Here is a 24,763-nt window from a genome sequence, read left to right as displayed (position 1 = left end):
CCCGGGGCGCTCGGTCATGAACGAAGGGCACGGCATGCAGCCAAGCGGCGTCTGGGCCTTGAAACCCCTGGCCGACATGTCGCAGGCGGAATTCCGCGACTGGCAGGCGTTGCTGGAAGAGCGCACCGGCGTGGTAATCAACGAGCAGCGTCGGGCATTCCTGCAGACCAACCTGAGTGCGCGCATGCGTGAACTCGAGGTTACCGACTACGCCAGCTACTACCGCCAGGTGACCGATGGGCCGCGCGGTGCGGTGGAGTGGTCGACCCTGCTGGATCGCCTGACCGTTCAGGAAACCCGCTTCTTCCGTCACCGCCCATCCTTCGAAATTCTGGAAAGTTATCTGCGCGCGCGCCTGGTCACGGACGAACAGGCCCAGCCACTGGCACTCTGGAGCGTCGGTTGCTCCAGTGGCGAAGAACCCTATTCGATGGCCATCTGCGCCGCCGAAGTGCTGCGTGATCTGGAAAGCTGCAGACAGTTTGGGGTGACCGGTACCGATATCAGCCTCAATGCGCTGAGCAAGGCCCGCGAGGCGGCCTATGCCGCGCGCAAGCTGGAACAGATGGATGCCGATCTGTGCGAGCGTTATTTCCTCGCCCAGGAAGATGGCCGGCGCAAGGTGGTGCCGGATTTGGCGGCGCGAGTCTGCGTTGCCCGTTTGAATGTGCTGGAGCTGGCCAAGGCGCCACAGGCCGGCATGGACGTAATTTTTTGCCAGAACCTGCTGATCTATTTCCGCCGCTGGCGCCGCCGCGAAATCCTCAACCGTCTGGCCGAGCGCCTGGCACCTGGGGGCTTGCTGGTGGTAGGAGTTGGCGAAGTGGTCGGATGGCAGCACCCGGACCTGGTTCCGGTGGCTGACGAGCGGGTCCTGGCGTTTACCCGCAAGGGCTAAGACAAGAATGACTGGAGTCGTTATGGGTGATCGGCACGACTATGTCGCCCTGGAATGGGTCAAAGGCGAAATCGCAGAAACCCTGAAGCAGGCGCGTCAGGCCCTGGAGGCGTTCGTCGAGAACCCCCAGGACGGCACCCGCATGCGTTTCTGCCAGACCTATGTGCACCAGGTCCACGGCACCCTGCAGATGGTCGAATTCTACGGTGCGGCTTTGCTCGCCGAGGAAATGGAGCAGCTGGCCCAGGCCCTGCTGGACGGCCGGGTCGGCAATCAGGGCGAGGCCCTGGAAGTGCTGATGCAGGCCATCCTGCAATTGCCGGCTTACCTGGACCGTATCCAGAGCGCGCGGCGCGACCTGCCGATGGTCGTGCTGCCGCTGCTCAACGATCTGCGTGCCGCACGCGGCGAGAACCTGCTGTCGGAAACCAGTCTGTTCTCTCCGGACCTGTCCGGTCGTCTGCCTGCACTGTCTCTCGACTCCCTGGACAAACTGCGCACCGCCGAACTGCCGGTGCTGCTGCGCAAACTGCGGCAGATGCTGCAGATGGCTCTGGTCGGTGTGATCCGCAATCAGGATCTGGCCACCAACCTGGGCTATATGGCGCGCGTCTTCGCCCGCCTGGAAACCCTGTGCCAGGAGGCGCCACTGGGCTCCCTGTGGCAAATCGCTTCCGGCATGGTCGAGGGGTTGGCCAACGGTAGCGTGGTCAACAGTGCTTCGGTGCGCACCCTGCTGCGTCAGGTCGACAAGGAGCTCAAGCGTCTGGTCGACCATGGTGCCGATGGCATCAACCAGGCCGCCCCGGACGAGCTGACCAAGAATCTGCTGTTCTATGTGGCCAAGGCGCCGGCGCAGTCGCCGCGCATCAATGCGCTCAAGGAACGCTATCGCCTCGAAGACGCCCTGCCCGACAGCGGCGTGGTCGACGAGGAGCGTGCCCGCCTGGCCGGCCCGGACCGCGACGCCATGCGCTCGGTGGTCGGCGCGTTGTGCGAAGAGCTGGTGCGGGTCAAGGACAGCCTTGACCTGTTCGTGCGCAGTGACCGCAAGCAGGTCGCCGAACTGGATGCCCTGCTGGCACCGCTCAAGCAGATCGCCGATACCCTGGCGGTGCTCGGTTTTGGCCAGCCGCGCAAAGTGATCGTCGACCAGATCGACGTGGTGCACGGTCTGTCTCTCGGCAAGCGCGAGCCCAGCGACGCGGTATTGATGGATGTGGCTGGCGCCCTGCTGTATGTCGAAGCGACTCTGGCCGGCATGGTCGGTCCTGGCGACGAGCAGCAGAATGAGCAGAGCCACCTGCCGACGACCGACGTGGCGCAGATCCACCAGTTGGTCATCAAGGAGGCGCGTACCGGCCTGGAACAGGCCAAGGACGCGATCATCGAGTTCATCGCGTCGCAGTGGAACCATGAGCATCTGGCCCGCGTGCCGGAGCTGCTGACCCAGGTTCGTGGTGGCCTGGCGATGATTCCGCTGGACCGTGCTGCCAGCCTGCTCAAGGCCTGCACCCGCTATATCGAGGAACAGTTACTGGTGCGCAAGGCTGTGCCCAACTGGCAGAACCTCGACACCCTGGCGGACGCCATTACCAGCGTTGAGTACTACCTCGAGCGTCTGGCCGAAGATCATGCCAGCCAGGGCGACCTGATCCTCGACGTGGCAGAGGAAAGCCTGGAGAGCCTGGGCTATCCGCTCAAGGAAAAACCTTCGATCCTCGATCGCGTCGAGCCGCAGGCCGAGTCCCCCGCGCCGTTGGCCGACCCGCTGCAGGACATCGAAGTGCTGGCGGCCGAGGAGATTGCCTACGACGAGCCGCTGGGCGAGTTGCCGGGCGATGAACTGAGTGCCGAATTTGCTGAGCTTTCCGGTGGCCCGGATGCCGGCGAGCTGCTGGTCTTCGATGACAACTGGAGCCTAGGTGAGAACCTATCGGCGGATGATGCCACGAGCATCGACCTGAGCCTGGATGCGCCCCTGCAGCTGGACCCTATCGAGGCGCCGGAGCAGGAGACCCCGAGCGACGAGCTCTCGCTCGAGGACCTGAGCCTGGACGCTCCGTTAGAGCTGCAGGCGGATGAGCCGCAAGCCCCATCCGATGCTCTCGAGCTGCCCGAGGCCGGCGAAGAGCTGAGCCTGGACACGACTCCAGGCAGCTGGGACGAGCTGGAGATGGCCGACCTCGACCTGCCCGAAGTCGAGCTGCCCAGTGCTCCCGCCGAACCCGCTCCTGCGCAGCCGGCCGCCGACAAGCCGATGACCATGGCCGAAGTGATGGCCGCGCCCGTGCAGGCGATCAACCCGCCCGCTCAGGATGTGCCGCCCAGCCTGCTGCCACCTCCCGCCGACGAAGAACCGGTGGATGAGGACCTGTTGGAGGTCTTCATCGAAGAGGCCGGCGAGGTTCTCGAAACCATCAACGAATACCTGCCGCAGTGGCGCGCCAATACCGATGACAAGGACGCCCTGACCGAGGTCCGACGTGCCTTCCACACCCTCAAGGGCAGTGGTCGCATGGTCCGCGCGTTGATCATCGGCGAACTGGCCTGGTCCATCGAGAACATGCTCAATCGCGTGCTGGACCGCAGCATTCAGCCAACCGCGCCGGTGCAGCAGGTGATCGCCGATGTGGTCGCCCTGATGCCGGCCCTGGTCGACGAGTTCGCCGCCAAGGCCCAGCGTCAGCGCGACGATGTCGACCAGTTGGCCGCCACCGCCCATGCCCTGGCGCGGGGCCAGGTGCCCAGCTTCGCTGCGGCCGAGCCGGTGGAGGCTCCGCTCGCGTCTGACAGCGAACCGCAGGCCGAGGCAGAAGTCGAGCCGCAAGCTACCGCGCCAGCCGCCATGGTCGGGGATGACGACGGTCTCGACCCGCTGTTGCTGGAGATCTTCCGCAACGAGGCCGAGACGCATCTGGATACTCTGGTCGGCTTCCTTGCCGACTGTGCCCAGGAACTGCCGCAGCCGGTGACCGATGCCCTGCAGCGCGCCTTGCATACGCTCAAGGGCAGCGCGCACATGGCCGGCATCCTGCCGATTGCCGAGATCGCCACTCCGCTGGAGAAGCTGGTCAAGGAATTCAAGACCAACCTGATCGACATGGATCTGGCCGAGGCCGAGCTGCTGCATGCTGCCGAGCAGCTGTTCCGGGTCGGCCTGGATCAGCTGGAAAGCCAGCCGCTGGCGCCGATTCCGGGGGCCGCGGAGTTCCTCGAGCGCGCGCACAAGCTGCACCAGGCACGCCTGGACAGCATCGAGAGCGCACGTCACGAAGAGCAGGATCAGCGCGACCCGCAACTGATCTCGATTTTCCTCGCCGAAGGCATGGATATCCTGCTGGATGCCGATGAACTGCTACGCAAATGGCGCGAGCACCCCAGCGAGCAACAGGAACTCAGCGCCCTGCTGGAGGAGCTGACCACCCTTGGCCGTGGCGCCGAGATGGCCGAGCTGCCGCAGATCGACGAACTTTGCCAGGCTCTGCTGGCCCTGTATCAGGCCGCTCTGGATGGCCGCCTGGCTGTCAGCGAGCGCTTCTTCGCCGAGGCCGAAGCCGCCCACGAGGCGCTGATCGGCATGATGGATCAGGTCGCCGCGGCCCTGCAGGTCAGCCCGCAGCCCGAGCGTGTGGCCGCCCTGCACAACCTGCTGGAGCAGGCGCTCGATCCTGCTGCTTTGGCGCTGCTGAGCAACGATACCCCCGGCCTGGAAGTGGTCGAGCTCGATGAGCTGCCGAATGCGTCTGCCGAGCAGTTCGTCGCGCCGGTCGAGGAGCTTGGCGCCGCGGCGCTACCGGAAGATCTGGACGCCGAGATGGTGGAAATCTTCCTGGAAGAGGCCGTCGATATTCTCGACAGTGCCGGCCAGGCGCTGGACCGCTGGCTGGCGGACCCGGAAAGCACTCTCGCGCTGTCGTCCCTGCAGCGTGACCTGCATACCCTCAAGGGTGGGGCGCGGATGGCCGAGATTCGTGCCATCGGCGATCTGGCCCATGAGCTGGAATCCCTTTACGAAGGTCTGGTGGATCGCCGCTTCAGTTACTCGCCGCTGCTGGCGGGCCTGCTGCAGCAGAGTCACGACCGTCTGGCCGTGGTGCTGGAGCAGTTGCAGCGCGGCCAGCCGCTGAGTGACTCCTCTGCACTGATCGATGCCATTCGCTCCTTTCGCCAGGGCGGCACAGTAGCCGCACCGAGCGCGCCTGCCGAAGCGTTGGACGAGCTGCCACTGGCCGAACTGGATGAGCCTTCGGCGGAGATGGACCTTGGCGAGCTGGTCGAGGTGGATCTTTCCGCTCCGCAGCTCGATGAACTGCCGGAACTGCATATCGAACCCGTCGCCGAGCCTTCTGCTGAAGAAGCGCCGGAGGAGATGCCGGCCCTGAGTGCCGAGCAGTGGCATATCGAGGAAACGTTGCCGGCCCTGGGCGCCGAGCCGCTGGAGGGTTCCGACGAGCCTGAACCGGCGAGCGCCGCCGCCGAGGTCGGCGAGATGGATCTGGGTGAATTGCCCGAGGTCGACTTCGCCGCACCGCAGCTCGACGAGCTGCCGGAGCTGCATATTGAGTCGGACGCCGAGCAGTCAGGCGAGGAACTGCCGGAAGAATTGCCGGCCCTGAGTGCCGAGCAGTGGCATATCGACGAAACGCTGCCGGCCCTGGGCGCCGAGCCGCTCGAAGACGCTGCCGAAGGCGCAGCGGCTGATAGCGCCGCCGAGGTCGGCGAGATGGATCTGGGCGAGCTGCCCGAGGTCGACTTCGCCGCACCGCAGATCGAAGAACTGCCGGAACTGCATATCGAACCGGCCGCCGAACAGCCGGGCGAGGAGCTGCCGGACGAGCTGCCGGCCCTGAGCCCCGAGCAGTGGCATATTGAAGAAACGCTGCCGGCTCTGGGCGCTGAGGCGCTGGATGAGGGCGAGTCGACGATTGCGCCTGAACCGGTGAGTGCCGTGCCTGCAGCTCCTGCCCCGGCAGTCGACCGCGACCCCGAGCTGGTGGAGATCTTCCTCGAGGAAGGTTTCGACATCATGGACAGTGCCGGCGCCGCTCTGCAGCGCTGGATGGCCGATGTCGACAACACCCTGGAGGTGGAAGCCCTGCAGCGTGACCTGCACACCCTCAAGGGTGGTGCGCGGATGGCCGAGATTCGCGAGATCGGCGACCTGGCCCACGAGCTGGAGTTTCTGTACGAAGGCGTCGGTGATGGCCGCCTGAGGGCCAACGGGGATCTGTTCGGCCTGTTGCAGACCAGCCATGACTGCCTGTCGTCGATGCTCGACGCGGTACGTGACAACCGGGCGATTCCCGACGGCCTGGCGTTGATCGAGACCATCAAGCGCTTCCGGGCCAATCCTGATGCCCAGCTGAGCGTGCCCACCAGCGTGCACCTGCAACCGGTGGTGGAAGAGGATGGCGCCGAAGCCGATATCCTCGACATCTTCCTGGAAGAAGGCGATGACCTGCTGGAGGCCATGGAGTCGGCCATCGGCCGCTGGGAAGCCAATCGCGCCGATGGCGCTGCCATCGACGAAATGCTGCGTATCCTGCACACCCTCAAGGGCGGTGCGCGGCTGGCCGGGCAGAAGCGTCTGGGCGACCTCAGTCATGATCTGGAGCAGCACCTGACCGAGGCGCAGCAACAAGGCGCGCCCTGGCCGGAAAGCTTGTTCCTCGACGTGCAGTCCGGCTTCGAAGGCCTGCAGAAGGAGCTTGACCAGCTGCGTCAGCGCCTGGACGACAGCCATGTCGCCGACCTTCAGGTCGCGCCAGTGGCCGAGGACGTTCCGGCGGCGCCGACGCCCGTGACCCTGAACACGCCGATCGTGGCGGCCAGCAGCCAACCGCAGAGCGAGCAGCAGAACAAGGTGCTGCCGTTTGTTCAGCGTGCCGCCGAGGCGGCCGCACGGGCGGCGAGCCAGCGCGCGCCGCAGGAATTGGTCAAGGTGCCGGCCGAGCTGCTCGAAGGCCTGGTCAACCTGGCCGGTGAGACTTCGATCTTCCGTGGTCGGGTCGAGCAGCAGGTCAGCGACTTCGGCTTCACCCTCGGCGAGATGGAAGCCACCATCGAGCGGGTACGCGACCAGCTGCGTCGTCTCGATATCGAGACCCAGGCGCAGATCCTCAGCCGTTATCAGGCCGAGGCCGAGCGTGCCGGCTACGAAGACTTCGACCCACTGGAAATGGACCGCCACTCGCAGCTGCAGCAGCTTTCGCGCGCGCTGTTCGAGTCCGCTTCCGACTTGCTCGACCTGAAGGAAACCCTGGCCACGCGTAACCGCGACGCCGAGACGCTGCTGCTGCAACAGGCGCGGGTCAACACCGAGCTGCAGGAAGGCCTGATGCGTACCCGCATGGTGCCGTTCGATCGCCTGGTGCCGCGTTTGCGTCGCATCGTGCGTCAGGTGGCGGGCGAGCTGGGCAAGCAGGTCGAGTTCCACGTCGGCAACGCCGAAGGGGAAATGGATCGTACCGTGCTGGAGCGCATCGTCGCCCCGCTGGAACACATGCTGCGCAATGCCGTCGACCACGGTATCGAGTCGGCCGACAAGCGTCGGGCCGCGGGCAAGTCCGAGGTCGGCAATATTCGTCTGAGCCTCGGTCGCGAAGGTGGCGACATCCTCCTGACCCTGGCCGATGATGGCGGCGGTATCCGCCTCGATGCGGTCAAGCGCAAGGCCATCGAGCGCGGTTTGATGGACGAGGGCAGTGATCTCACCGATCACGAGATCCTGCAGTTCATCCTCGAGGCCGGTTTCTCCACGGCCGAGAAGGTCACGCAGATTTCCGGGCGTGGCGTGGGCATGGACGTGGTGCACTCGGAGGTCAAGCAGCTCGGTGGCTCGATGAGCATCGAGTCGACCGTGGGCGAGGGCACCCGCTTCCTGATCCGCCTGCCGTTCACCGTGTCGGTTAACCGCGCGCTGATGGTGCGTTCCGGTGAAGACCTCTACGCCATTCCGTTGAACACCATCGAAGGTATCGTGCGGGTCTCGCCGTACGAGCTGGAGGCCTACTATGGTCCGGATGCCCCGCGCTTCGAGTACGCCGGCCAGGCCTACGAGCTGAAGTACCTGGGTGACCTGCTGAACAACGGCCAGCAACCCAAGCTGGTCGGCCAGAGCCTGCCGCTGCCGGTGATCCTGGTGCGTTCCAGCGAGCACGCCGTAGCGGTGCAGGTGGACGTGCTGGCGGGTTCCCGCGAGATCGTGGTGAAGAGCCTCGGCCCGCAGTTCGCCGGTGTGCATGGCATCTCCGGTGCGACCATCCTCGGTGACGGTCGCGTGGTGGTGATTCTCGATCTGCTGGCGACCATTCGTGTGCGTCACGCCCACCTGCTGGGCCTGCAGCAGGCTCCGCGCTTGGCCAGCCATGTGCCGGAGGCCATCGAGCACGATGCTGCGCGGCCGACGCTGGTCATGGTGGTGGACGACTCGGTCACAGTGCGCAAGGTCACCAGTCGCCTGCTGGAGCGCAACGGCATGAACGTGCTGACCGCCAAGGACGGGGTCGACGCCATCGCCCAGCTGCAGGAGCACAAGCCGGACATCATGCTGCTGGACATCGAGATGCCGCGCATGGACGGCTTCGAAGTGGCCACCCTGGTGCGCCACGACGAGCGTCTGAAGGATCTGCCGATCATCATGATCACCTCGCGGACCGGTGAGAAACACCGCGAGCGAGCCATGGCCATCGGCGTCAACGAATACCTGGGCAAGCCCTACCAGGAGTCGGATCTGCTGGAAAACATCCTGAAGCTGGTCAAGGACAAGGCCGATGACTGAGAAATCTGCTGCTCGTATTGCGGTCATCGCCGACACCTCGCTGCAGCGCCATGTGCTGCAGCAGGCCCTGGCTGGCAGTGGTTACCAGGTGGTGCTCAACAGCGATCCGGCGCGTCTCGACGAGGCGGCCCTGGCCGCCTGCGAGACCGACCTGTGGCTGGTCGATCTGGCCCAGTCCGAGGATTCGCCGCTGGTCGACAGCCTGCTGGAAAACGCCAGTGCCCCGGTGCTGTTCGGCGAGGGTCATGCCCCGGAGCGCCACTCGGAGAATTATCCGCGCTGGGAGCGCCGCCTGTTCGGCAAGCTCAAGCGCCTGGTTGGTGACCCGACCCAGGCCGTCGGCCCCAGCCTGGAGGCCCTGATGGCCGAAGCGCAGCGCCCAGGTCGCCTGGACTTGCCGGCGGCACTGGCCGATACCCCACTGGTGGCCGGTGAGCCGGCACGCCAGGTGTGGTTGCTGGCCGCCTCGCTGGGTGGCCCGGCGGCGGTAAAGACCTTTCTCGACGCACTGCCTGGCGGTCTGCCGGTCGGTTTCGTGTATGCCCAGCATATCGATGCGTCCTTCGAGGCCGCTCTGCCCCAGGCGGTCGGCCGGCATAGTCAGTGGCACGTCAATCCGGTGCGCAATGGCGATGCGGTGCGTTGTGGCGAGGTGGTGGTGGCCCCGATCAGCCAGGAGCTCGGCTTCGCCGAGGATGGCGTCATGCTGCTGGCCGACCGCGCCTGGCCCGAACCCTACAGTCCTTCCATCGACCAGATGATGCTCAATCTGGCCCAGCAGTTCGGCGCCAGCTGTGGCGTGATCGCCTTCAGCGGCATGGGCAGCGATGGCAGCGCCGCCGCCGCCTACGTCCGTCGCCAGGGCGGCGTGATCTGGACCCAGAAAGCCGATAGCTGCGCCTGCCCGAGCATGCCCGACAGCCTGCGCGAAGGCGGCTACAGCAGCCTCAGCGGTGACCCACGCGAGCTGGCTGTGGCCCTGGTCAATCATCTGGCCGAGCAGTGCGTCTGATCCGCACCCCATTCAGGAAGTCCCCATGAGCCAAGCCATCGCCCCGCAGAACAGTGTCAGCAGCCTTACCGCGCTGCTGGTACCGCTGGCCGACCGTACCCTGCTGCTGCCCAACGTGGCAGTGGCCGAGCTGATTCCCTATCGCGCCCCGCATGTCACTCCTGGCCTGCCAAGCTGGTTTCTCGGTCAGGTGGCCTGGCGCGACCTGCAGCTGCCGCTGCTGTCCTTCGAAGCCGCTTCCGACGGCCAGCCGCAGATCGGCCCGGGCGTTCGGGTGGCGGTGCTCAATGCCATGGGCGGGCGCGACAAGGTCAAGTTCATTGCCCTGCTGGTGCAGGGTATCCCTCGCTCGATGAAGGTCGAGGACAACCTGGCGCGCGCCAGCGCCGAGCTGGCGCCACTGGAACTGGATGCCGTGCAGCTCGGCGAAGCCGTGGTGAAGATCCCGGACCTGATCGGTCTGGAGCAGAAGCTGGCGGACGCCGGCCTGATCTGACGGTTGCCCGCTCGATGCCTGTGCTTGCCTTCCTGACCCGACTCGGCGACTGCCCGAGCGGGCGCTGACATGGCTGTACGCCTTGCCCGCCTCGGCGAGCTGGAGGTGGCCAGCACCTCGGCTGTCGGCCAGCAGTTCGACAGACACAGCCACGATGAGTTCGTCATCGGCGCCAACCTGCTTGGCGAAGAGCGCATCTGGCTGGACGGCCGTAGCTTCAGCGCCATGGCCGGCGCCATCACCACCTATAACCCAGGTGCGATCCAGGGCGGCGGCGCAGCCGCGGGGCAGCCCTGGCGCTATGTCAGCCTCTATGTACCGCAACAGCAGTTGGCACAGAGCCTGGGGCACGATGAACTGCAGTTCGAGCGTCCGCTACAGCAGGCACCCGCCCTGGCCGCCGAACTCGCTGCGGCGGTGGAAACCTGTCTGAGCGCGGACCCGCTGTACCGTGCACGCGGCGAGGAGCGCGTGATCCTGCTGCTCGGCCAGATCGCTGGAGGTGTCGGGGTGCGCCTGGCGATGCCGGCGGCGATCGGATCCCAGCCCGTGCGGCGTTTGCAGGAGTTGCTGGCGGAACGTCTGCAGCAGACGCCGAGCCTCGACGAGATGGCTGCCGAGCTGGGGCTTTCCAAGTTCCATCTGCTGCGCGCTTTCCAGCGCCACACCGGGCTCAGCCCGCGGCAGTGGGCCATGCAGCTGCGTACCCGCCGTGCCCAGGGCCTGCTGCGCCAGGGCTTGCCGGCCGGTGAGGTGGCGCATGCGCTGGGCTTTGCCGACCAGAGCCACCTCAATCGTCATTTCCGCGCTGCCTACGGCCTGCCACCCGGTCGTTACCAGGCATTGCTGCGCGGCTGATCCTGCAATCCGGTACAAGCCAGGCGCAGTTCGCCCCGGCACACTGCGCGCCATCAACGAGCCTGGAGTGCGCGCGATGCTGGCGATTTTCTGTTCTGCCCTGGTCTTTGGCCTAGCCTTCTGTGCCTCGCCCGGGGCGGTGTTCAGCGAAACCCTACGGCGGGGGCTGAGCGGCGGTTTTCGGCCGGCGCTGCTGGTGCAACTGGGGTCGCTGATCGGAGATGCGCTGTGGGCGCTGCTCGGGTTGTCCAGTCTGGCGTTGCTCCTGAGTCAAGACAGCGTGCGCCTGCCGCTGACCCTGGCCAGCGCGGCCTACCTGGCCTGGCTGGGTGCGCAGAGCCTGCGCGACGCCTGGAGCATGCCGCAGATGGCCAGTGGCACGCTCGCCCAACAAGACCGCGCGGCCTTCGGTGCGGGCGCCTTGCTGTCGCTGTCCAACCCGAAGAACCTGGTGTTCTGGGGCGCTCTGGGCAGTGCGCTGAGCGGCATCGTCCAGGGCACGCCGAGCCAGGCCGAGCTGGCGGTGTTCTTCGCCGGCTTCATGCTGGCTTCGCTGCTCTGGTGTTTCGTCTGCGCGGCTCTGGTGGACTGGCTGCGGCGCAACAGCACAGTGCTGTGGCAGCGCTTCAGTTATGCGGGATGCGGCCTGCTGCTGTTGGGGCTGGCCGGCCTCACCCTGCGCGGGCTGTAGAAAAGCAAAAGCCCCGCCGAAGCGGGGCTTTTGTCAGATCGAGGCGATCAGCGCTGAGACTTCAGCTCGGCCTTGATCTCGGCCTGCTCTTTGGCCAGGTTGCTTTCGGCCTGGGAAGAGGTCCAGTAGTCGGCATTCTTGATGCCGAGTTTTTCCGGGTGGAACACCGGGTCCTTGCCTTCCTTCTTCTGCGCCTCGTAGTCCTTCAGGCAGACGTAGGCGATCTTGTGCATCAGGATGATGGCGATGATGTTCAGCCAGGCCATCAGGCCTACGCCGAGGTCGCCCAGGTCCCACGCCAGGGTGGCGCTACGCACGGTGCCGTAGACGGTCGCGGCGATGATGCCGAACTTCAGCAGCAGGGTCAGCAGCGGGCGGTGCACCTTGCGGTTGATGTAGGCGATGTTGGTTTCGGCGATGTAGTAGTACGCCAGGATGGTGGTGAAGGCGAAGAAGAACAGAGCGACGGCGACGAAGATGTTGCCGAAGCCTGGCATCATGTTTTCCATCGCGGTCTGCACGTAGCCCGGGCCTGCGGCGACACCGGCAATCCCGGTGAACAGCGCGCTACCGTCCGCTGCCTGCACGTTGTACTGGCCGGTGATCAGCAGCATGAAGGCGGTGGCGGAGCAGACGAACAGGGTGTCGATGTACACCGAGAAGCCCTGCACCAGACCCTGCTTGGCCGGGTGGCTGACGGCGGCGGCGGACGAAGCATGCGGGCCGGTGCCCTGGCCGGCTTCGTTGGAGTACACGCCACGCTTCACACCCCACTGGATGGCCATGCCGAGGATGGCGCCGAAACCGGCTTCCAGGCCGAAGGCACTCTTGAAGATCAGCGCGATCACGCCTGGCAGCTGATGGATGTTCAGCAGGATGACGACCAGCGCTACCAGGATGTAACCGAGGGCCATGAACGGCACCACGACCTGGGTGAAGTGGGCGATGCGCTTGACGCCGCCGAAGATGATCAGGCCGATCAGGATGGCCAGGACCGCGGCGGTGACAGTCGGTTCGACGTCGAACGCGGTCTGCACGCTGGAGGCGATGGAGTTGGCCTGTACGCCCGGCAGCAGCAGGCCGCAGGCGAAGATGGTGACGATGGCGAAGACCCAGGCGAACCACTTCATGCCCAGGCCTTTCTCGATATAGAAGGCCGGGCCACCGCGGTACTGACCGTCGATGTCTTCCTTGTACACCTGGCCGAGGGTCGACTCGACGAAGGCCGAGCTGGCGCCGAGGAAGGCCACCATCCACATCCAGAACACCGCACCAGGGCCACCGAAGGTGATGGCGGTGGCAACACCGGCGATGTTGCCGGTACCGACGCGACCGGCGAGGGTCATGGTCAGGGCCTGGAAGGAGGTGATGCCATGCTCGTCGGAGCGCCCGCCGAGCATCAGTTTGATCATTTCCTTGAAGTGGCGGACCTGCAGGAAGCGACCGCGCAGGGAGAAATACAGGCCGACGCCAAGGCACAGGTAGATCAGTGCCGGGCTCCAGACCAGTCCGTTCAGTGTCGAGACCAGTTCGTTCATTTAGTGCTCCTAATGCCTGGGGCTGGCAGCGGCTTCCTTGTGGGAAAGCGCGGGGCCCTGGCGAATTGTTATTGGAGAGAGCCGGCGTTATAGGTGCCGACCTCGACAGGTGCGACGGCGGAGTAAGCCGCAGGCGCGCCGGTGGCGTGCAGAGCATGCCAGAGGCTGACGGCGCAGCCGTTCATCAAAGTCACATCTTGTTACGTGCAGGCGACAGATCAGGACAAGAACGCGGCCTGCGGCCTGCAGTCGGCGCTAGAAATCGCCCCACAGCTGCTGGGCCACCGCCAGCGCCACCACCGGTGCCGTCTCGGTACGCAGCACCCGCGGACCGAGGCGTGCGGCGTGAAAGCCAGAGCCCTTGGCCTGCTCCACTTCGGCGTCGCTCAAGCCGCCTTCCGGGCCGATCAGAAAGGCCAGGGTCGCGGGTTTGGCGTGGCTGGCCAGGGGCGCGGCGACGGGGTGCAGAACCAGCTTGAGTTCGGCATCACTCTGTTTCAGCCAGTCGGCCAATGCCAGCGGCGCGTGGATGACCGGCAGCACCGAGCGCCCGCACTGCTCGCAGGCGCTGATCGCCACCTGGCGCCAGTGGGCCAGGCGCTTGTCGGCGCGTTCGTCCTTCAGGCGTACTTCACAGCGCTCGGAAACGATCGGGGTAATTTCGGCCGCGCCCAGCTCGGTGGCCTTTTGGATCGCCCAGTCCATGCGTTCGCCACGGGACAGGCCCTGGCCCAGATGCACGCGTAATAGCGACTCGAGTTGCCCGTTGAGCTGCTCGTGCAATTCGACTCGCACATTCTTCTTGCCCACCTCGATCAGCTCCCCACGGTACTCCTGGCCGCTACCGTCGAACAGTTGCACGGCGTCGCCGACGGCGTGGCGCAGGACGCGCCCGATATAGTGGGCCTGGGCCTCGGGCAGGTCGTGCTGGCCGAGGGAGAGCGGGGCGTCGATGAAGAAGCGGGATAGGCGCATAAGGGCAGCTGCAGGCGGCGAATTCGAAGCGGCAAGTTTAAAGCAGCGGACGGCAGGCTCGCAGCTTCACTGTGGCGCGAGCCTGCCGTTCTCCTAGCCCGGGTCGCGATGATTGGGATAGAGGTCGCTGGCCACGCTGACCCTGGTTGGCTGGCGCGTGGCGATATCGATGCCTTCGCTGGCCACTTCGGCGAGGAAGTCGATCTGCTCCGGAGTGATCACGTAGGGCGGCAGGAAGTACACCACGCTGCCTAACGGGCGCAGCAGCGCGCCGCGTTCCAGTGCGTGCTGGTAGACCTGCAGGCCGCGGCGCTCCTGCCAGGGGTAGGCGGTCTTGCTGGCCTTGTCGGCGACTATCTCGATGGCTAGGGCCATGCCGGTCTGGCGTACTTCCGCCACATGCGGATGCTCGGCCAGATGCGCGGTGGCCCTGGCCATGCGCGCGGCCAGGGCCTTGTTCTGCTCGATGACGTTGTCCTGTTCGAAGATATCCAGGGTCGCGAGCGCGGCGGCGCAGGCCAGCGGGTTGCCGGTGTAGGTGTGCGAGTGGAGGAAGGCGCGCAGGGTGGCGTAGTCGTCGTAGAACGCACCATACACCTGGTCGGTGGTCAGCACGGCGGCCATCGGCAGGTAGCCGCCGGTGAGCGCCTTGGACAGCACCAGGAAGTCCGGGGTGATACCGGCCTGCTCGCAGGCGAACATGGTGCCGGTGCGGCCGAAGCCGACGGCGATCTCGTCATGGATCAGATGCACGCCATAGCGGTCGCAGGCTTCGCGCAGCAGGGTCAGGTACACCGGGTGATACATGCGCATGCCGCCGGCGCCCTGAATCAGCGGTTCGACTATTACCGCCGCGACTTCATGGGCATGCTCGGCCAGGGTCTGCTCCATGGCGGCGAACATGTTCCGCGAGTGTTCTTCCCAGCCCATGCCCTCCGGACGCAGGTAGCAGTCCGGGCTCGGCACCTTGATGGTATCCAGCAGCAGGGCCTTGTAGGTGTCGGTGAACAGCGCCACGTCGCCCACCGACATGGCCGCGACCGTTTCGCCGTGGTAGCTGTTGGTCAGGGTGATGAAGCGCTTCTTGCCGGGCTGGCCACTGTTGATCCAGTAGTGGTGGCTCATCTTCAGCGCCACCTCGATGCCCGAGGAGCCGTTGTCGGCGTAGAACACCTTGTTCAGTCCCGCCGGGGTGATCTGCACCAGACGCTCGGACAACTCCACCACCGGTGCGTGGGTGAAGCCGGCCAGCATCACGTGCTCCAGGCTTTCCAGCTGCTCCTTGATGCGTGCGTTGATACGCGAGTTGCCGTGGCCGAACACGTTGACCCACCAGGAGCTGACGGCATCCAGGTAGCGCTTGCCGTCGAAGTCCTCCAGCCACACGCCGTCGCCGCGCTTGATCGGGATCAGTGGCAGGCGCTCGTGGTCCTTCATCTGGGTGCAGGGGTGCCACAGCACGGCAAGGTCGCGCTGCATCCACTCGGTGTTCTGGCTCATGGGGCTTTCTCCTGGACAACGGCCAGTGAGACTACCAGAAGGACGCGGTAGGCACGTCCGCCGGGTGACTGAGGTTCGCGCATGAAGTTTCGATGAATCGGTCCAGGGCGAGGTTTTCTCACCGGCAGCCATTCATATCCTGAAACATGCCGTTCAGAGGCGCGCGGTGAACCCGGCGGGGATGTCATGACCTAAGAGTCTCGCTCCTGGCGGCGCGGTCAACAGATCTGGTTACTCGATATTTCGAAGCGAAAAATTCCGCTTTTATTCGATGCGTTTGCCGCTAGGCTTGGCCAACTCTCAGTACGGAAACGATGCAATGCAGTGGCGCAATTCCAACTCCCGCTATGGTCTGATCAGCATCCTGCTGCACTGGCTGGTGGCCCTGGCGGTTTTCGGCCTGTTCGGCCTGGGCCTGTGGATGGTCGGCCTGGATTACTACAGCAGCTGGTACCGCACTGCGCCCGACCTGCACAAGAGCATCGGCCTGACCCTGTTCGTCGTCATGCTGGCGCGCCTGGCCTGGCGCTTTGTCAGCCCGCCACCGCCGGCACCGGCCAACCACGGCGCCGCCACCCGCCTGGCCTCCAAGGCCGGCCATGGCTTCCTCTACCTGGCGCTGTTCGCGCTGATGTTCAGTGGCTACCTGATATCCACCGCCGATGATCGCGGCATCGCCGTGTTCGGCCTGTTCGAGATTCCCGCGACCCTGACCAGCATTCCCGACCAGGCCGACGTCGCCGGCCTGATCCATGAATACCTCGCCTGGGCCCTGGTGATTTTCGCCGGCCTGCATGCCCTGGCGGCGCTCAAGCACCACTTCATTGACCGTGACGCCACTCTGGTGCGCATGTTCGGTCGCACCGGCAAGTAACCCACAAGGAGACTGTTAATGCTCAAGCAATCCATCGCCGCCCTGACCCTGGGCGCCGCACTGTTCGCCGGCCAGGCCATGGCTGCCGACTACGCCATCGACAAGCAGGGCCAGCACGCCTTTATCAACTTCAAGATCAGCCACCTGGGCTACAGCTGGCTGTATGGCACCTTCAAGGACTTCGACGGCAACTTCAGCTTCGACGCCAAGGCGCCCGAGGCGAGCAAGGTCAGCGTCAAGATCAACACTGCCAGCGTCGACTCCAACCATGCCGAGCGCGACAAGCACCTGCGCAGCGGTGACTTCCTCAATGTCGACAAGCACCCGACCGCTACCTTCGAATCCACCTCGGTGAAGAGCACCGGTGAAGGCACTGCCGACATCACCGGCAACCTGACCCTCAACGGTGTGACCAAGCCGGTGGTGATCGCCGCCAAGTTCATCGGCGAGGGCAGCGACCCATGGGGTGGCTACCGTGCCGGCTTCGAGGGCAGCACCAAGCTCAAGCTCAAGGACTTCGACATCCAGAAGGATCTCGGCCCGGCTTCCCAGGAAGTGGAGCTGATTATCTCGGTAGAAGGCGTGCGCCAGTAATTCGGGGTGCGTATCTGCCAGGCGTCATAGGGCAAGGACCTAGCCTGGCTCTTACGCTTTCCCACCGAGATTGCGGCACAAAAAAGCCGGCCTGGGGCCGGCTTTTTATTGCGCGAGGATTACTCCGACGCTTCGCTCTTGCGCGTCAGCAGCGCCGGCTTCTCACCGCGTGGGCGGGAGCTGCTCAGGCTGTCCAGTTGCTCGGCGGTTGGCAGGCGCTCACCCTTGCGGATGATCAGCGGCTGCTTGGCCACGCGATCCTGCACGGCGGGTTCCTGGCGCTCGTAGCGCGGCTCGTCGCGACGACCGCCGCCATTGCCGCGCGGACCTTGGCCCTTGCCACGGTTCTGCCCCTGGCGTTGGCCAGTCTTGCCCTGACCTTGTTTCTGGCCGCCTTGTCCGCCCTGGCGCGGAGCACCCTGGCCGCGTGGCTGACCGTTGCCCTGGCCACCGCCTTGGCCGCCGCGACGCGGATTGCGACCCTGCGGTTTTGGCTGGGCCGGCGGAACGTAGTCGGCCCGGTTGCCGAAGTTGTCGAACTCGTCGTCGAGGAATTCCTCGGGATCGCGCTCCGGCGGCAGGACCAGCGGAGCGGCCGGGCTGCGGGCCTGGCGCGGCTGGTTCTGTTGTGGTTGCTGGGCAGCACCTTCGCCCTTGCCCTTGCCGCGGCGGCGCTTGCGCTTCTTGCCCTGGCCTTCGACGCTTTCGCCTTCGGCCTTGGGCGCGTGCTTGGCCTCGTGCTTGGGTTTGTCCGCGCGCGGCTGGCGCTCGGGGCGCGGGCCGCGGGCCTCGGGTTTTTCCACCTCCACGCTGGCCGGGTCGAAGCCCAGCATGTCGCCGTCGGCGATGCGCTGCTTGGTCAGGCGTTCGATGCCCTTGAGCAGTTTCTCTTCGTCCGGCGCGACCAGCGAGATGGCTTCGCCGCTGCGCCCGGCACGGCCGGTACGGCCGATGCGGTGCACGTAGTCTTCCTCGACATTGGGCAGCTCGTAGTTGACCACGTGGGGCAACTGGTCGATGTCCAGGCCGCGGGCGGCGATGTCGGTGGCGACCAGAATGCGTACCTGGTTGGCCTTGAAGTCGGCCAGGGCCTTGGTCCGTGCGTTCTGGCTCTTGTTGCCGTGGATCGCGGCAGCCGGCAGACCGTGCTTGTCGAGGTACTCGGCCAGGCGGTTGGCGCCGTGCTTGGTACGGGTGAAGACCAGCACCTGCTCCCACGCGCCGGCAGTCACCAGGTGCGCCAGCAGGGCGCGCTTGTGCGTGGCCGGCAGGCGGAACACGCGCTGCTCGATGCGCTCGACCGTGGTGTTCGGTGGGGTGACCTCGATGCGCTCCGGGTTGTGCAGCAGCTTGCCGGCGAGGTCGGTGATGTCCTTGGAGAAGGTCGCCGAGAACAGCAGGTTCTGCCGTTGCGCCGGCAGGCGGGCGAGAACCTTCTTCACGTCATGGATGAAGCCCATGTCGAGCATGCGGTCTGCTTCGTCGAGGACCAGAATCTCCACGCGGGACAGATCGATGCTGCCCTGGCCGGCCAGGTCGAGCAGGCGACCCGGGCAGGCGACGAGAACGTCGACGCCCCTGGCCAGGGCCTGTACCTGCGGGTTCATGCCGACGCCACCGAAGATGCAGGCGCTGACCAGTTTCAGGTCGCGGGCATAGATCTTGAAGCTGTCGTGCACCTGGGCCGCCAGCTCGCGGGTCGGAGTGAGCACCAGCACGCGTGGCTGTTTCGGTCCGTGGCGGTGTTCGCGGTCCGGATGGCCGCCTGGGAACAGGCGCTCCAGAATCGGCAGGGCGAAGCCTGCGGTTTTACCAGTACCCGTCTGGGCGGCGACCATCAGATCGCGGCCTTGCAACACGGCGGGAATGGCCCGCTGTTGCACCGGAGTGGGCTGGGCGTAGCCGGCCGCTTCTACGGCGCCGGCCAATGCCTCGGAGAGACCGAGGGAAACAAAGGACATGTGTGATCCTGTCTATATGGGGCGAAAGCCCGATGGGGAAGCTGCCTGGCTTGAATCGCTCTTGCTGAACGATCCCGTCCGGTACTGCTGGGCGATGGTTTGCCGAGCATCCGGGCGCAAGCCTGGCGGGAATCGGGAGTATACCAGAGCAATGCACTGCTGCCGCTAGCTGTCCGTCGCCTGAATTTCGTGCCCTGGGTCAATCCTTCGATGCAATGGGCGCGTCATTGGGCTCGGCATAGCGCGCTTGCAGGCGGGCATAGGCAGTCTCGCGCTTGAAGCGGCGCAGCTCGCTGGCGAAGTGCTTGGCCAGCGTGGCCAGTTCCGGTGTGCGGCGCAGGGCCAGGTACAGGCGATCCTCACCGACGGCCTTGCGGTTGTAGCCGAGCTGCGGGCCGAGGCCCAGGTGGGACGCCAGGTACATGCCGGCGCGGCGGTCGTTGACCACCAGGTCGACCCGCTGGCGTACCAGCTTGCCCAGATTGGCCTCGTGGGTCGGCGCCTCCTCGCGGCTGAACAGGCGCGAGTCGCGGAAGGTCTTGTCGTTGTACCAGTAACCGGGAGAGGTACCGATCACCAGGTCGCGCAGGTCTTCCAGAGAGTGGTAGCGGTAGGGTCGTTGGCGGGCGTAGAACAGGACGAACTCGACCTCGGACAGCGGCTCTTCGACGAACAGCATGGCGCGCTCGCGCTCGGGGATGCGGAATATGTCGAGCACGCCGTCGGCCTGGCCCTGTTCGATGGCCAGCAGGCAGCGCTTCCAGGGCATGAACTGCCACTGCACCTCGACGCCGAGGCGACGCAGCACTTCGGCGCTGACCTGGTAATCGAGCCCGGCCGGCTGGCCGTTCTCCTCGTAGACATAGGGTGCCCATGCCTCGGTGACGATGCGCAACGGCTGCGCCTGCGCCACGAAGGCGAGGCTGCAGAGTAGTGCGGCAATTATATGGCGCTGGAATAATGGCATCTGGCCAGAGTAAAGAGTTTTACCCCGGCAGAATAGTAGGCCATTGGTCGAGGATGAGGTTAGTCGACCACCCGGTAGCAGGGCACATAGGCGCTGCCGCCCGGCAGCTTCATGCGGTGCTGCTCGACGAAGGCCTGCAGCAGGCGATCCAGCGGACGCATGATGCTTGGCTCGCCCTTGATCTCATACGGACCATGCTCTTCGATCAGGCGGATGCCATGTGCCTTGACGTTGCCGGCGACGATGCCGGAAAACGCCCGGCGCAGGTTGGCGGCCAGTTCATGCAGCGGTTGCTCGCGGGTCAGGTTGAGTGCGGCCATGTTGGCGTGGGTGGCCTCGAAGGGGCGCTGGAAGCCCTCGTCGATCTTCAGCAGCCAGTTGAAGTGGAAGGCGTCGTTGTGGTCGCGCCGGTACTGCTCCACTTCCTGCATGCCGGCGGCCATCTGCCGGGCCACTTCGGCCGGGTCGTTGACTATCACCTGGTAGCGCTGCTGCGCGACCTGGCCCAGCGTGGCGCCGATGAAGTCGTGCAGCTGCTGCAGATAAGGCGAGGCGTTCTTCGGTCCGGTGAGCACTACCGGGAAGGGCAGGTCGGCATTATCCGGATGGGTGAGGATGCCAAGCAGGTAGAGGAACTCCTCCGCCGTGCCGACGCCGCCGGGGAAGATGATGATGCCGTGTCCGACCCGGACGAAGGCCTCCAGGCGCTTCTCGATATCCGGCAGGATCACCAGCTCGTTGACGATGGGGTTCGGCGCCTCGGCGGCGATGATGCCCGGCTCGGTCAGGCCCAGGTAGCGGGCGCCCTTGATGCGCTGTTTGGCGTGGGCAATGGTGGCGCCTTTCATCGGCCCCTTCATCACGCCCGGGCCGCAGCCCGTGCAGACGTCCAGGGCGCGCAGGCCGAGCTCGTGGCCGACCTTCTTGGTGTACTTGTATTCCTCGCTGCTGATCGAGTGGCCGCCCCAGCACACCACCATCTTCGGCTCGACGCCGTTGCGCAGGGTGCGCGCGTTGCGTAGCAGGTGGAAGACGTAGTCGGTGATGCCTTCCGAACTGTCCAGGTCGATGCGCTGGTTCTCCAGCTCGCTCTGGGTGTAGACGATGTCGCGCAGGGCGCTGAACAGCATCTCGCGGGTGCTGGCGATCATCTCGCCGTCGACGAAGGCGTCAGCCGGAGCGTTGCGCAGCTCCAGGCGGATGCCGCGATCCTGCTGATGGATGATCACTTCGAAGTCCGGATAGGCCTCGAGGATGGTCTTGGCGTTGTCGCTGTGCGAGCCGGTATTGAGGATCGCCAGAACGCACTGGCGGAACAGGGCGTAGACGCTGCCGGAACCGGTCTCGCGCAGCTGTTGTACTTCACGCTGGGAGAGGGTTTCCAGGCTGCCCTTGGGGCTTACCGAGGCATTGATCTTGTTGCGCGCCAGAGGCATCGAGGCTTCCTTGTCGAACGGTGCAAAGGTGGCCGCATGCCAATGCAAGACGGCTGCACCGGTGGTGGAGCGAGTGTCGCGGCGAGAGACTCGCCGCGACCCGTGGAACGTCTCAGCGTGGCAGCTTGAGGTTGTTCCAGATGGCCAGGCTTGGGTCGGCCTGATTGAGAGTATAGAAGTGCAGACCGGGCGCGCCGCCTTGCAGCAGGCGCTCGCACATCTCGGTCACCACCTGTTCGCCGTAGGCCTGGATGCTCTCCAGGTCGTCGCCGTAGGCTTCCAGCTGCTTGCGCACCCAGCGCGGAATCTCGGCGCCGCAGGCGTCGGAGAAGCGAGCCAGCTTGCTGTAGTTGGTGATCGGCATGATGCCCGGCACGATCGGCAGATCGACGCCCAGCTTGCGCACGCGCTCGACGAAGTAGAAGTAGCAGTCGGCGCTGAAGAAGTACTGGGTGATGGCGCTGCTGGCACCGGCCCGGCACTTGCGCACGAAGTTCTGCAGATCGTCCTCGAAGTTGCGCGCCTGCGGGTGCACTTCCGGGTAGGCCGCCACTTCGATATGGAAATGGTCGCCGGTTTCGTTGCGGATGAACTCGACCAGTTCGTTGGCGTAGCGCAGCTCGCCGCTGGCCATGCCCATGCCGGACGGCAGGTCGCCGCGCAGGGCGACGATGCGCTTGATGCCGGAGTTCTTGTACTGGCTGAGCAGGCTGCGCAGCTCGTCTTTGCTGTCACCAACGCAGGACAGGTGTGGCGCGGTCGGCACGCCGACGTCGCCATCGAGCTGCAGCACGGTGTTGAGGGTGCGGTCGCGGGTCGAGCCGCCGGCACCATAGGTGCAGGAAAAGAAATTGGGGTTGTAGCTGGCCAGCTGGCGCGCCACGCCCATCAGTTTTTCATGCCCCGCTTCGGTCTTGGTGGGGAAGAACTCGAAGCTGAAACTACGTTGTTCTTGAGACATCGATTGGGTCCTTGCACACACGCAAAGGGCGGGGTGTTGCCACCCCGCCCTCGCGGCACATCATCAGTAGCGGTAGGTGTCCGGCTTGAACGGGCCTTCCACGGCCACGCCGATGTACTCGGCCTGCTTGGCGGTCAGCTGGGTGACCACGCCGCCGAAGCCCTTGACCATTTCCAGGGCGACTTCCTCGTCCAGCTTCTTCGGCAGCACTTCCACGGTCAGACGCTCGGCCTTCTTCTCGGCAGAGAGGTCGGCGAACTTCTGCTCGAACAGGAAGATCTGCGCCAGTACCTGGTTGGCGAAGGAGCCGTCCATGATGCGGCTCGGGTGGCCGGTGGCGTTACCCAGGTTCACCAGGCGGCCTTCGGCCAGCAGGATCAGGTAGTCGTCATTGGCCGGGTCGAAGCTGCCTGCGCCGGTGCGGTGGATCTTGTGCACCTGCGGCTTGACCTCTTCCCACGCCCAGTTCTTGCGCATGAAGGCGGTGTCGATCTCGTTGTCGAAGTGGCCGATGTTGCACACCACGGCGCGCTTCTTCAGAGCCTTGAGCATGCCGGCGTCGCACACGTTGACGTTACCGGTGGTGGTCACGATCAGGTCGATCTTGCCCAGCAGAGCGGCGTCGACGCTCGCCTCGGTGCCGTCGTTGATGCCGTTCTTGTACGGGGAGACCAGCTCGAAGCCGTCCATGCAGGCCTGCATGGCGCAGATCGGATCGACTTCGGAGACCTTGACGATCATGCCTTCCTGACGCAGCGACTGCGCCGAGCCCTTGCCCACGTCACCGTAGCCGATGACCAGTGCCTGCTTGCCGGACAGCAGGTGGTCGGTGCCGCGCTTGATAGCGTCGTTGAGGCTGTGGCGGCAGCCGTACTTGTTGTCGTTCTTGCTCTTGGTGACCGCGTCGTTGACGTTGATCGCCGGGACTTTCAGGGTGCCGGCCTTGAGCATGTCGAGCAGGCGGTGCACGCCGGTGGTGGTTTCCTCGGTAACACCGTGGATGCGCTCGAGCATCTGCGGGTATTTCTTGTGCAGGATTTCGGTCAGGTCACCGCCGTCGTCCAGCACCATGTTGGCGTCCCACGGCTGGCCGTCCTTGAGGATGGTCTGCTCGATGCACCACTCGTACTCTTCTTCGGTCTCGCCTTTCCAGGCGAACACCGGGATGCCGGCGGCGGCGATGGCGGCGGCGGCCTGATCCTGGGTGGAGAAAATGTTGCAGGACGACCAGCGCACTTCGGCGCCCAGGGCGGTCAGCGTCTCGATCAGTACGCCAGTCTGGATGGTCATGTGGATGCAGCCGAGGATCTTGGCGCCTTTCAGCGGCTGGCTGGCGGCGTACTTGCGGCGCAGGCCCATCAGTGCCGGCATCTCGGACTCGGCGATGATCAGTTCCTTGCGGCCCCAGTCGGCCAGGGAAATGTCGGCGACTTTGTAGTCGTTAAAAGCGCTCATGCAATAGCTCTCCATTCGTTGTCTGCGAATGGGCGCCGTTGATGCGTATGGTTAACGCCCCATCCGAGCCTGACAGGCGGAAGACTGATTCGAATCGCCGCATTGCCTTGCTGGAATGCCGGGCTTGGGGATTCAAACGGGTCCTTCTACCTGCTGCAGCGCCCCTCGGACAGGTGGCGGGCGCGGCCGGAACTGAGCCGGTCGCGTGAAGCCCGGGGATTATAGCCATGCGCGTACGCCAGCCCAAGGCTTTCTGTCGGCTGGCTATGGGGGCGATTGAAAGCTTTGCCGCGACGGGGTGCCCGGGCGGCTGCGATCATGACGGCCGAAACTGACCGAAAAGACAGGAGTGGCCATGAAGTTCCACACGCGCAAATGGGTCAAGCCCGAAGACCTCAACCCCAACGGCACCTTGTTCGGCGGCAGCCTGCTGAAATGGATCGACGAGGAGGCTGCGATCTACGCCATCATTCAGCTGGAGAGCCAGAGCGTGGTGACCAAGCTGATATCCGAGATCAATTTCGTCAGCTCGGCGCGCCAGGGCGACATCATCGAGCTGGGCCTGACCGCCACCGATTTCGGGCGTAGCTCGATCACCCTGCGCTGCGAGGTGCGCAACAAGATCACCCGCAAGAGCATCCTCACCATCGACCGCCTGGTCTTCGTCAATCTGGGGGCCGACGGTCTGCCGGCGCCACATGGCAAGACCGAGATCACCTATATCCGCGACCGCTTCCAGGATGGGCCTGCGGCATCCTAGCGCT

General features: G+C 65.2%; 17 protein-coding genes and 1 riboswitch. Of the genes, 9 read left to right on the top strand and 8 right to left on the bottom strand.

What is annotated here, in order from left to right; translation table 11 throughout:
- The first annotated feature begins 34 nt into the window (after positions 1–34).
- From AYB31_RS01000 to AYB31_RS00975, 6 genes are all read left to right on the top strand, one after another.
- The gene (locus AYB31_RS01000; protein WP_068824876.1) at positions 35–898 is read left to right on the top strand and encodes a CheR family methyltransferase; all 864 of its coding nucleotides are present in this window, start codon (positions 35–37) and stop codon (positions 896–898) included.
- A gap of 22 nt (positions 899–920) precedes the next feature.
- On the top strand, positions 921–8,681 hold the full coding sequence (locus AYB31_RS00995; protein ID WP_068824874.1) for an Hpt domain-containing protein: 7,761 nt from the start codon (positions 921–923) through the stop codon (positions 8,679–8,681).
- A complete protein-coding gene (locus AYB31_RS00990; protein WP_068824873.1) occupies positions 8,674–9,693 on the top strand; it encodes a chemotaxis protein CheB in 1,020 nt (339 codons plus the stop codon). The genes AYB31_RS00995 and AYB31_RS00990 overlap by 8 nt, the downstream gene beginning before the upstream one ends.
- Before the next feature lie 25 nt (positions 9,694–9,718).
- Positions 9,719–10,189: a chemotaxis protein CheW gene (locus AYB31_RS00985; RefSeq protein ID WP_068824870.1), complete on the top strand. Its 471-nt coding sequence runs from the start codon at positions 9,719–9,721 to the stop codon at positions 10,187–10,189.
- A 69-nt stretch (positions 10,190–10,258) separates the two neighbouring features.
- Complete coding sequence (locus AYB31_RS00980; RefSeq protein WP_068824868.1) at positions 10,259–11,047, top strand: helix-turn-helix domain-containing protein; 789 nt, start codon at positions 10,259–10,261, stop codon at positions 11,045–11,047.
- 76 nt (positions 11,048–11,123) lie between these two features.
- The gene (locus AYB31_RS00975) at positions 11,124–11,738 is read left to right on the top strand and encodes a LysE family transporter (protein WP_068824866.1); all 615 of its coding nucleotides are present in this window, start codon (positions 11,124–11,126) and stop codon (positions 11,736–11,738) included.
- A gap of 47 nt (positions 11,739–11,785) precedes the next feature.
- On the opposite strand, the gene AYB31_RS00970 is transcribed toward AYB31_RS00975, so the two are convergent.
- From AYB31_RS00970 to AYB31_RS00960, 3 genes are all read right to left on the bottom strand, one after another.
- On the bottom strand, positions 11,786–13,276 hold the full coding sequence (locus AYB31_RS00970) for an alanine/glycine:cation symporter family protein (protein WP_068824864.1): 1,491 nt from the start codon (positions 13,274–13,276) through the stop codon (positions 11,786–11,788).
- Positions 13,277–13,531: 255 nt separating this feature from the next.
- Positions 13,532–14,251, bottom strand: a complete 720-nt coding sequence (locus AYB31_RS00965; protein ID WP_068824862.1) for a 16S rRNA (uracil(1498)-N(3))-methyltransferase — start codon at positions 14,249–14,251, stop codon at positions 13,532–13,534.
- Positions 14,252–14,344: 93 nt separating this feature from the next.
- Entirely contained in the window at positions 14,345–15,751 is a 1,407-nt protein-coding gene (locus tag AYB31_RS00960) for an adenosylmethionine--8-amino-7-oxononanoate transaminase (RefSeq protein WP_068824860.1), read from the bottom strand.
- 319 nt (positions 15,752–16,070) lie between these two features.
- Between AYB31_RS00960 and AYB31_RS00955 the strand changes: the two genes are divergently transcribed.
- Positions 16,071–16,625 (top strand): cytochrome b, encoded by a 555-nt coding sequence (locus AYB31_RS00955; protein WP_068824858.1) that lies wholly within the window; start codon positions 16,071–16,073, stop codon positions 16,623–16,625.
- Positions 16,626–16,643: 18 nt separating this feature from the next.
- The gene (locus AYB31_RS00950; RefSeq protein ID WP_068824857.1) at positions 16,644–17,219 is read left to right on the top strand and encodes a YceI family protein; all 576 of its coding nucleotides are present in this window, start codon (positions 16,644–16,646) and stop codon (positions 17,217–17,219) included.
- A gap of 119 nt (positions 17,220–17,338) precedes the next feature.
- Here the strand turns inward: AYB31_RS00950 and AYB31_RS00945 are convergent, their stop codons facing one another.
- From AYB31_RS00945 to ahcY, 5 genes are all read right to left on the bottom strand, one after another.
- Complete coding sequence (locus AYB31_RS00945) at positions 17,339–19,180, bottom strand: DEAD/DEAH box helicase (protein ID WP_068824855.1); 1,842 nt, start codon at positions 19,178–19,180, stop codon at positions 17,339–17,341.
- Between the two features lie 199 nt (positions 19,181–19,379).
- On the bottom strand, positions 19,380–20,147 hold the full coding sequence (locus tag AYB31_RS00940; RefSeq protein ID WP_068824853.1) for a substrate-binding periplasmic protein: 768 nt from the start codon (positions 20,145–20,147) through the stop codon (positions 19,380–19,382).
- A 59-nt stretch (positions 20,148–20,206) separates the two neighbouring features.
- Complete coding sequence (ppnN, locus tag AYB31_RS00935) at positions 20,207–21,583, bottom strand: nucleotide 5'-monophosphate nucleosidase PpnN (protein WP_068824851.1); 1,377 nt, start codon at positions 21,581–21,583, stop codon at positions 20,207–20,209.
- A gap of 112 nt (positions 21,584–21,695) precedes the next feature.
- Positions 21,696–22,544 (bottom strand): methylenetetrahydrofolate reductase [NAD(P)H], encoded by an 849-nt coding sequence (gene metF, locus AYB31_RS00930; protein WP_068824849.1) that lies wholly within the window; start codon positions 22,542–22,544, stop codon positions 21,696–21,698.
- A 63-nt stretch (positions 22,545–22,607) separates the two neighbouring features.
- The gene (ahcY, locus tag AYB31_RS00925; RefSeq protein ID WP_153020616.1) at positions 22,608–24,014 is read right to left on the bottom strand and encodes an adenosylhomocysteinase; all 1,407 of its coding nucleotides are present in this window, start codon (positions 24,012–24,014) and stop codon (positions 22,608–22,610) included.
- Between the two features lie 8 nt (positions 24,015–24,022).
- A riboswitch (S-adenosyl-L-homocysteine riboswitch) is annotated at positions 24,023–24,172 on the bottom strand.
- Between the two features lie 182 nt (positions 24,173–24,354).
- On the opposite strand from ahcY, the gene AYB31_RS00920 reads away from it, so the two are divergent.
- Positions 24,355–24,759 (top strand): acyl-CoA thioesterase, encoded by a 405-nt coding sequence (locus AYB31_RS00920; RefSeq protein WP_068824845.1) that lies wholly within the window; start codon positions 24,355–24,357, stop codon positions 24,757–24,759.
- Positions 24,760–24,763: the final 4 nt, after the last annotated feature.

Origin of the sequence: Pseudomonas sp. BMS12, from assembly GCF_001592875.1 — a bacterium.
In the GTDB taxonomy this organism is placed as follows: Bacteria; Pseudomonadota; Gammaproteobacteria; order Pseudomonadales; family Pseudomonadaceae; genus Aquipseudomonas.
The sequence above is the reverse complement of the archived record's forward strand: the minus strand, read 5'-3'. Positions and strand labels throughout refer to the sequence as shown.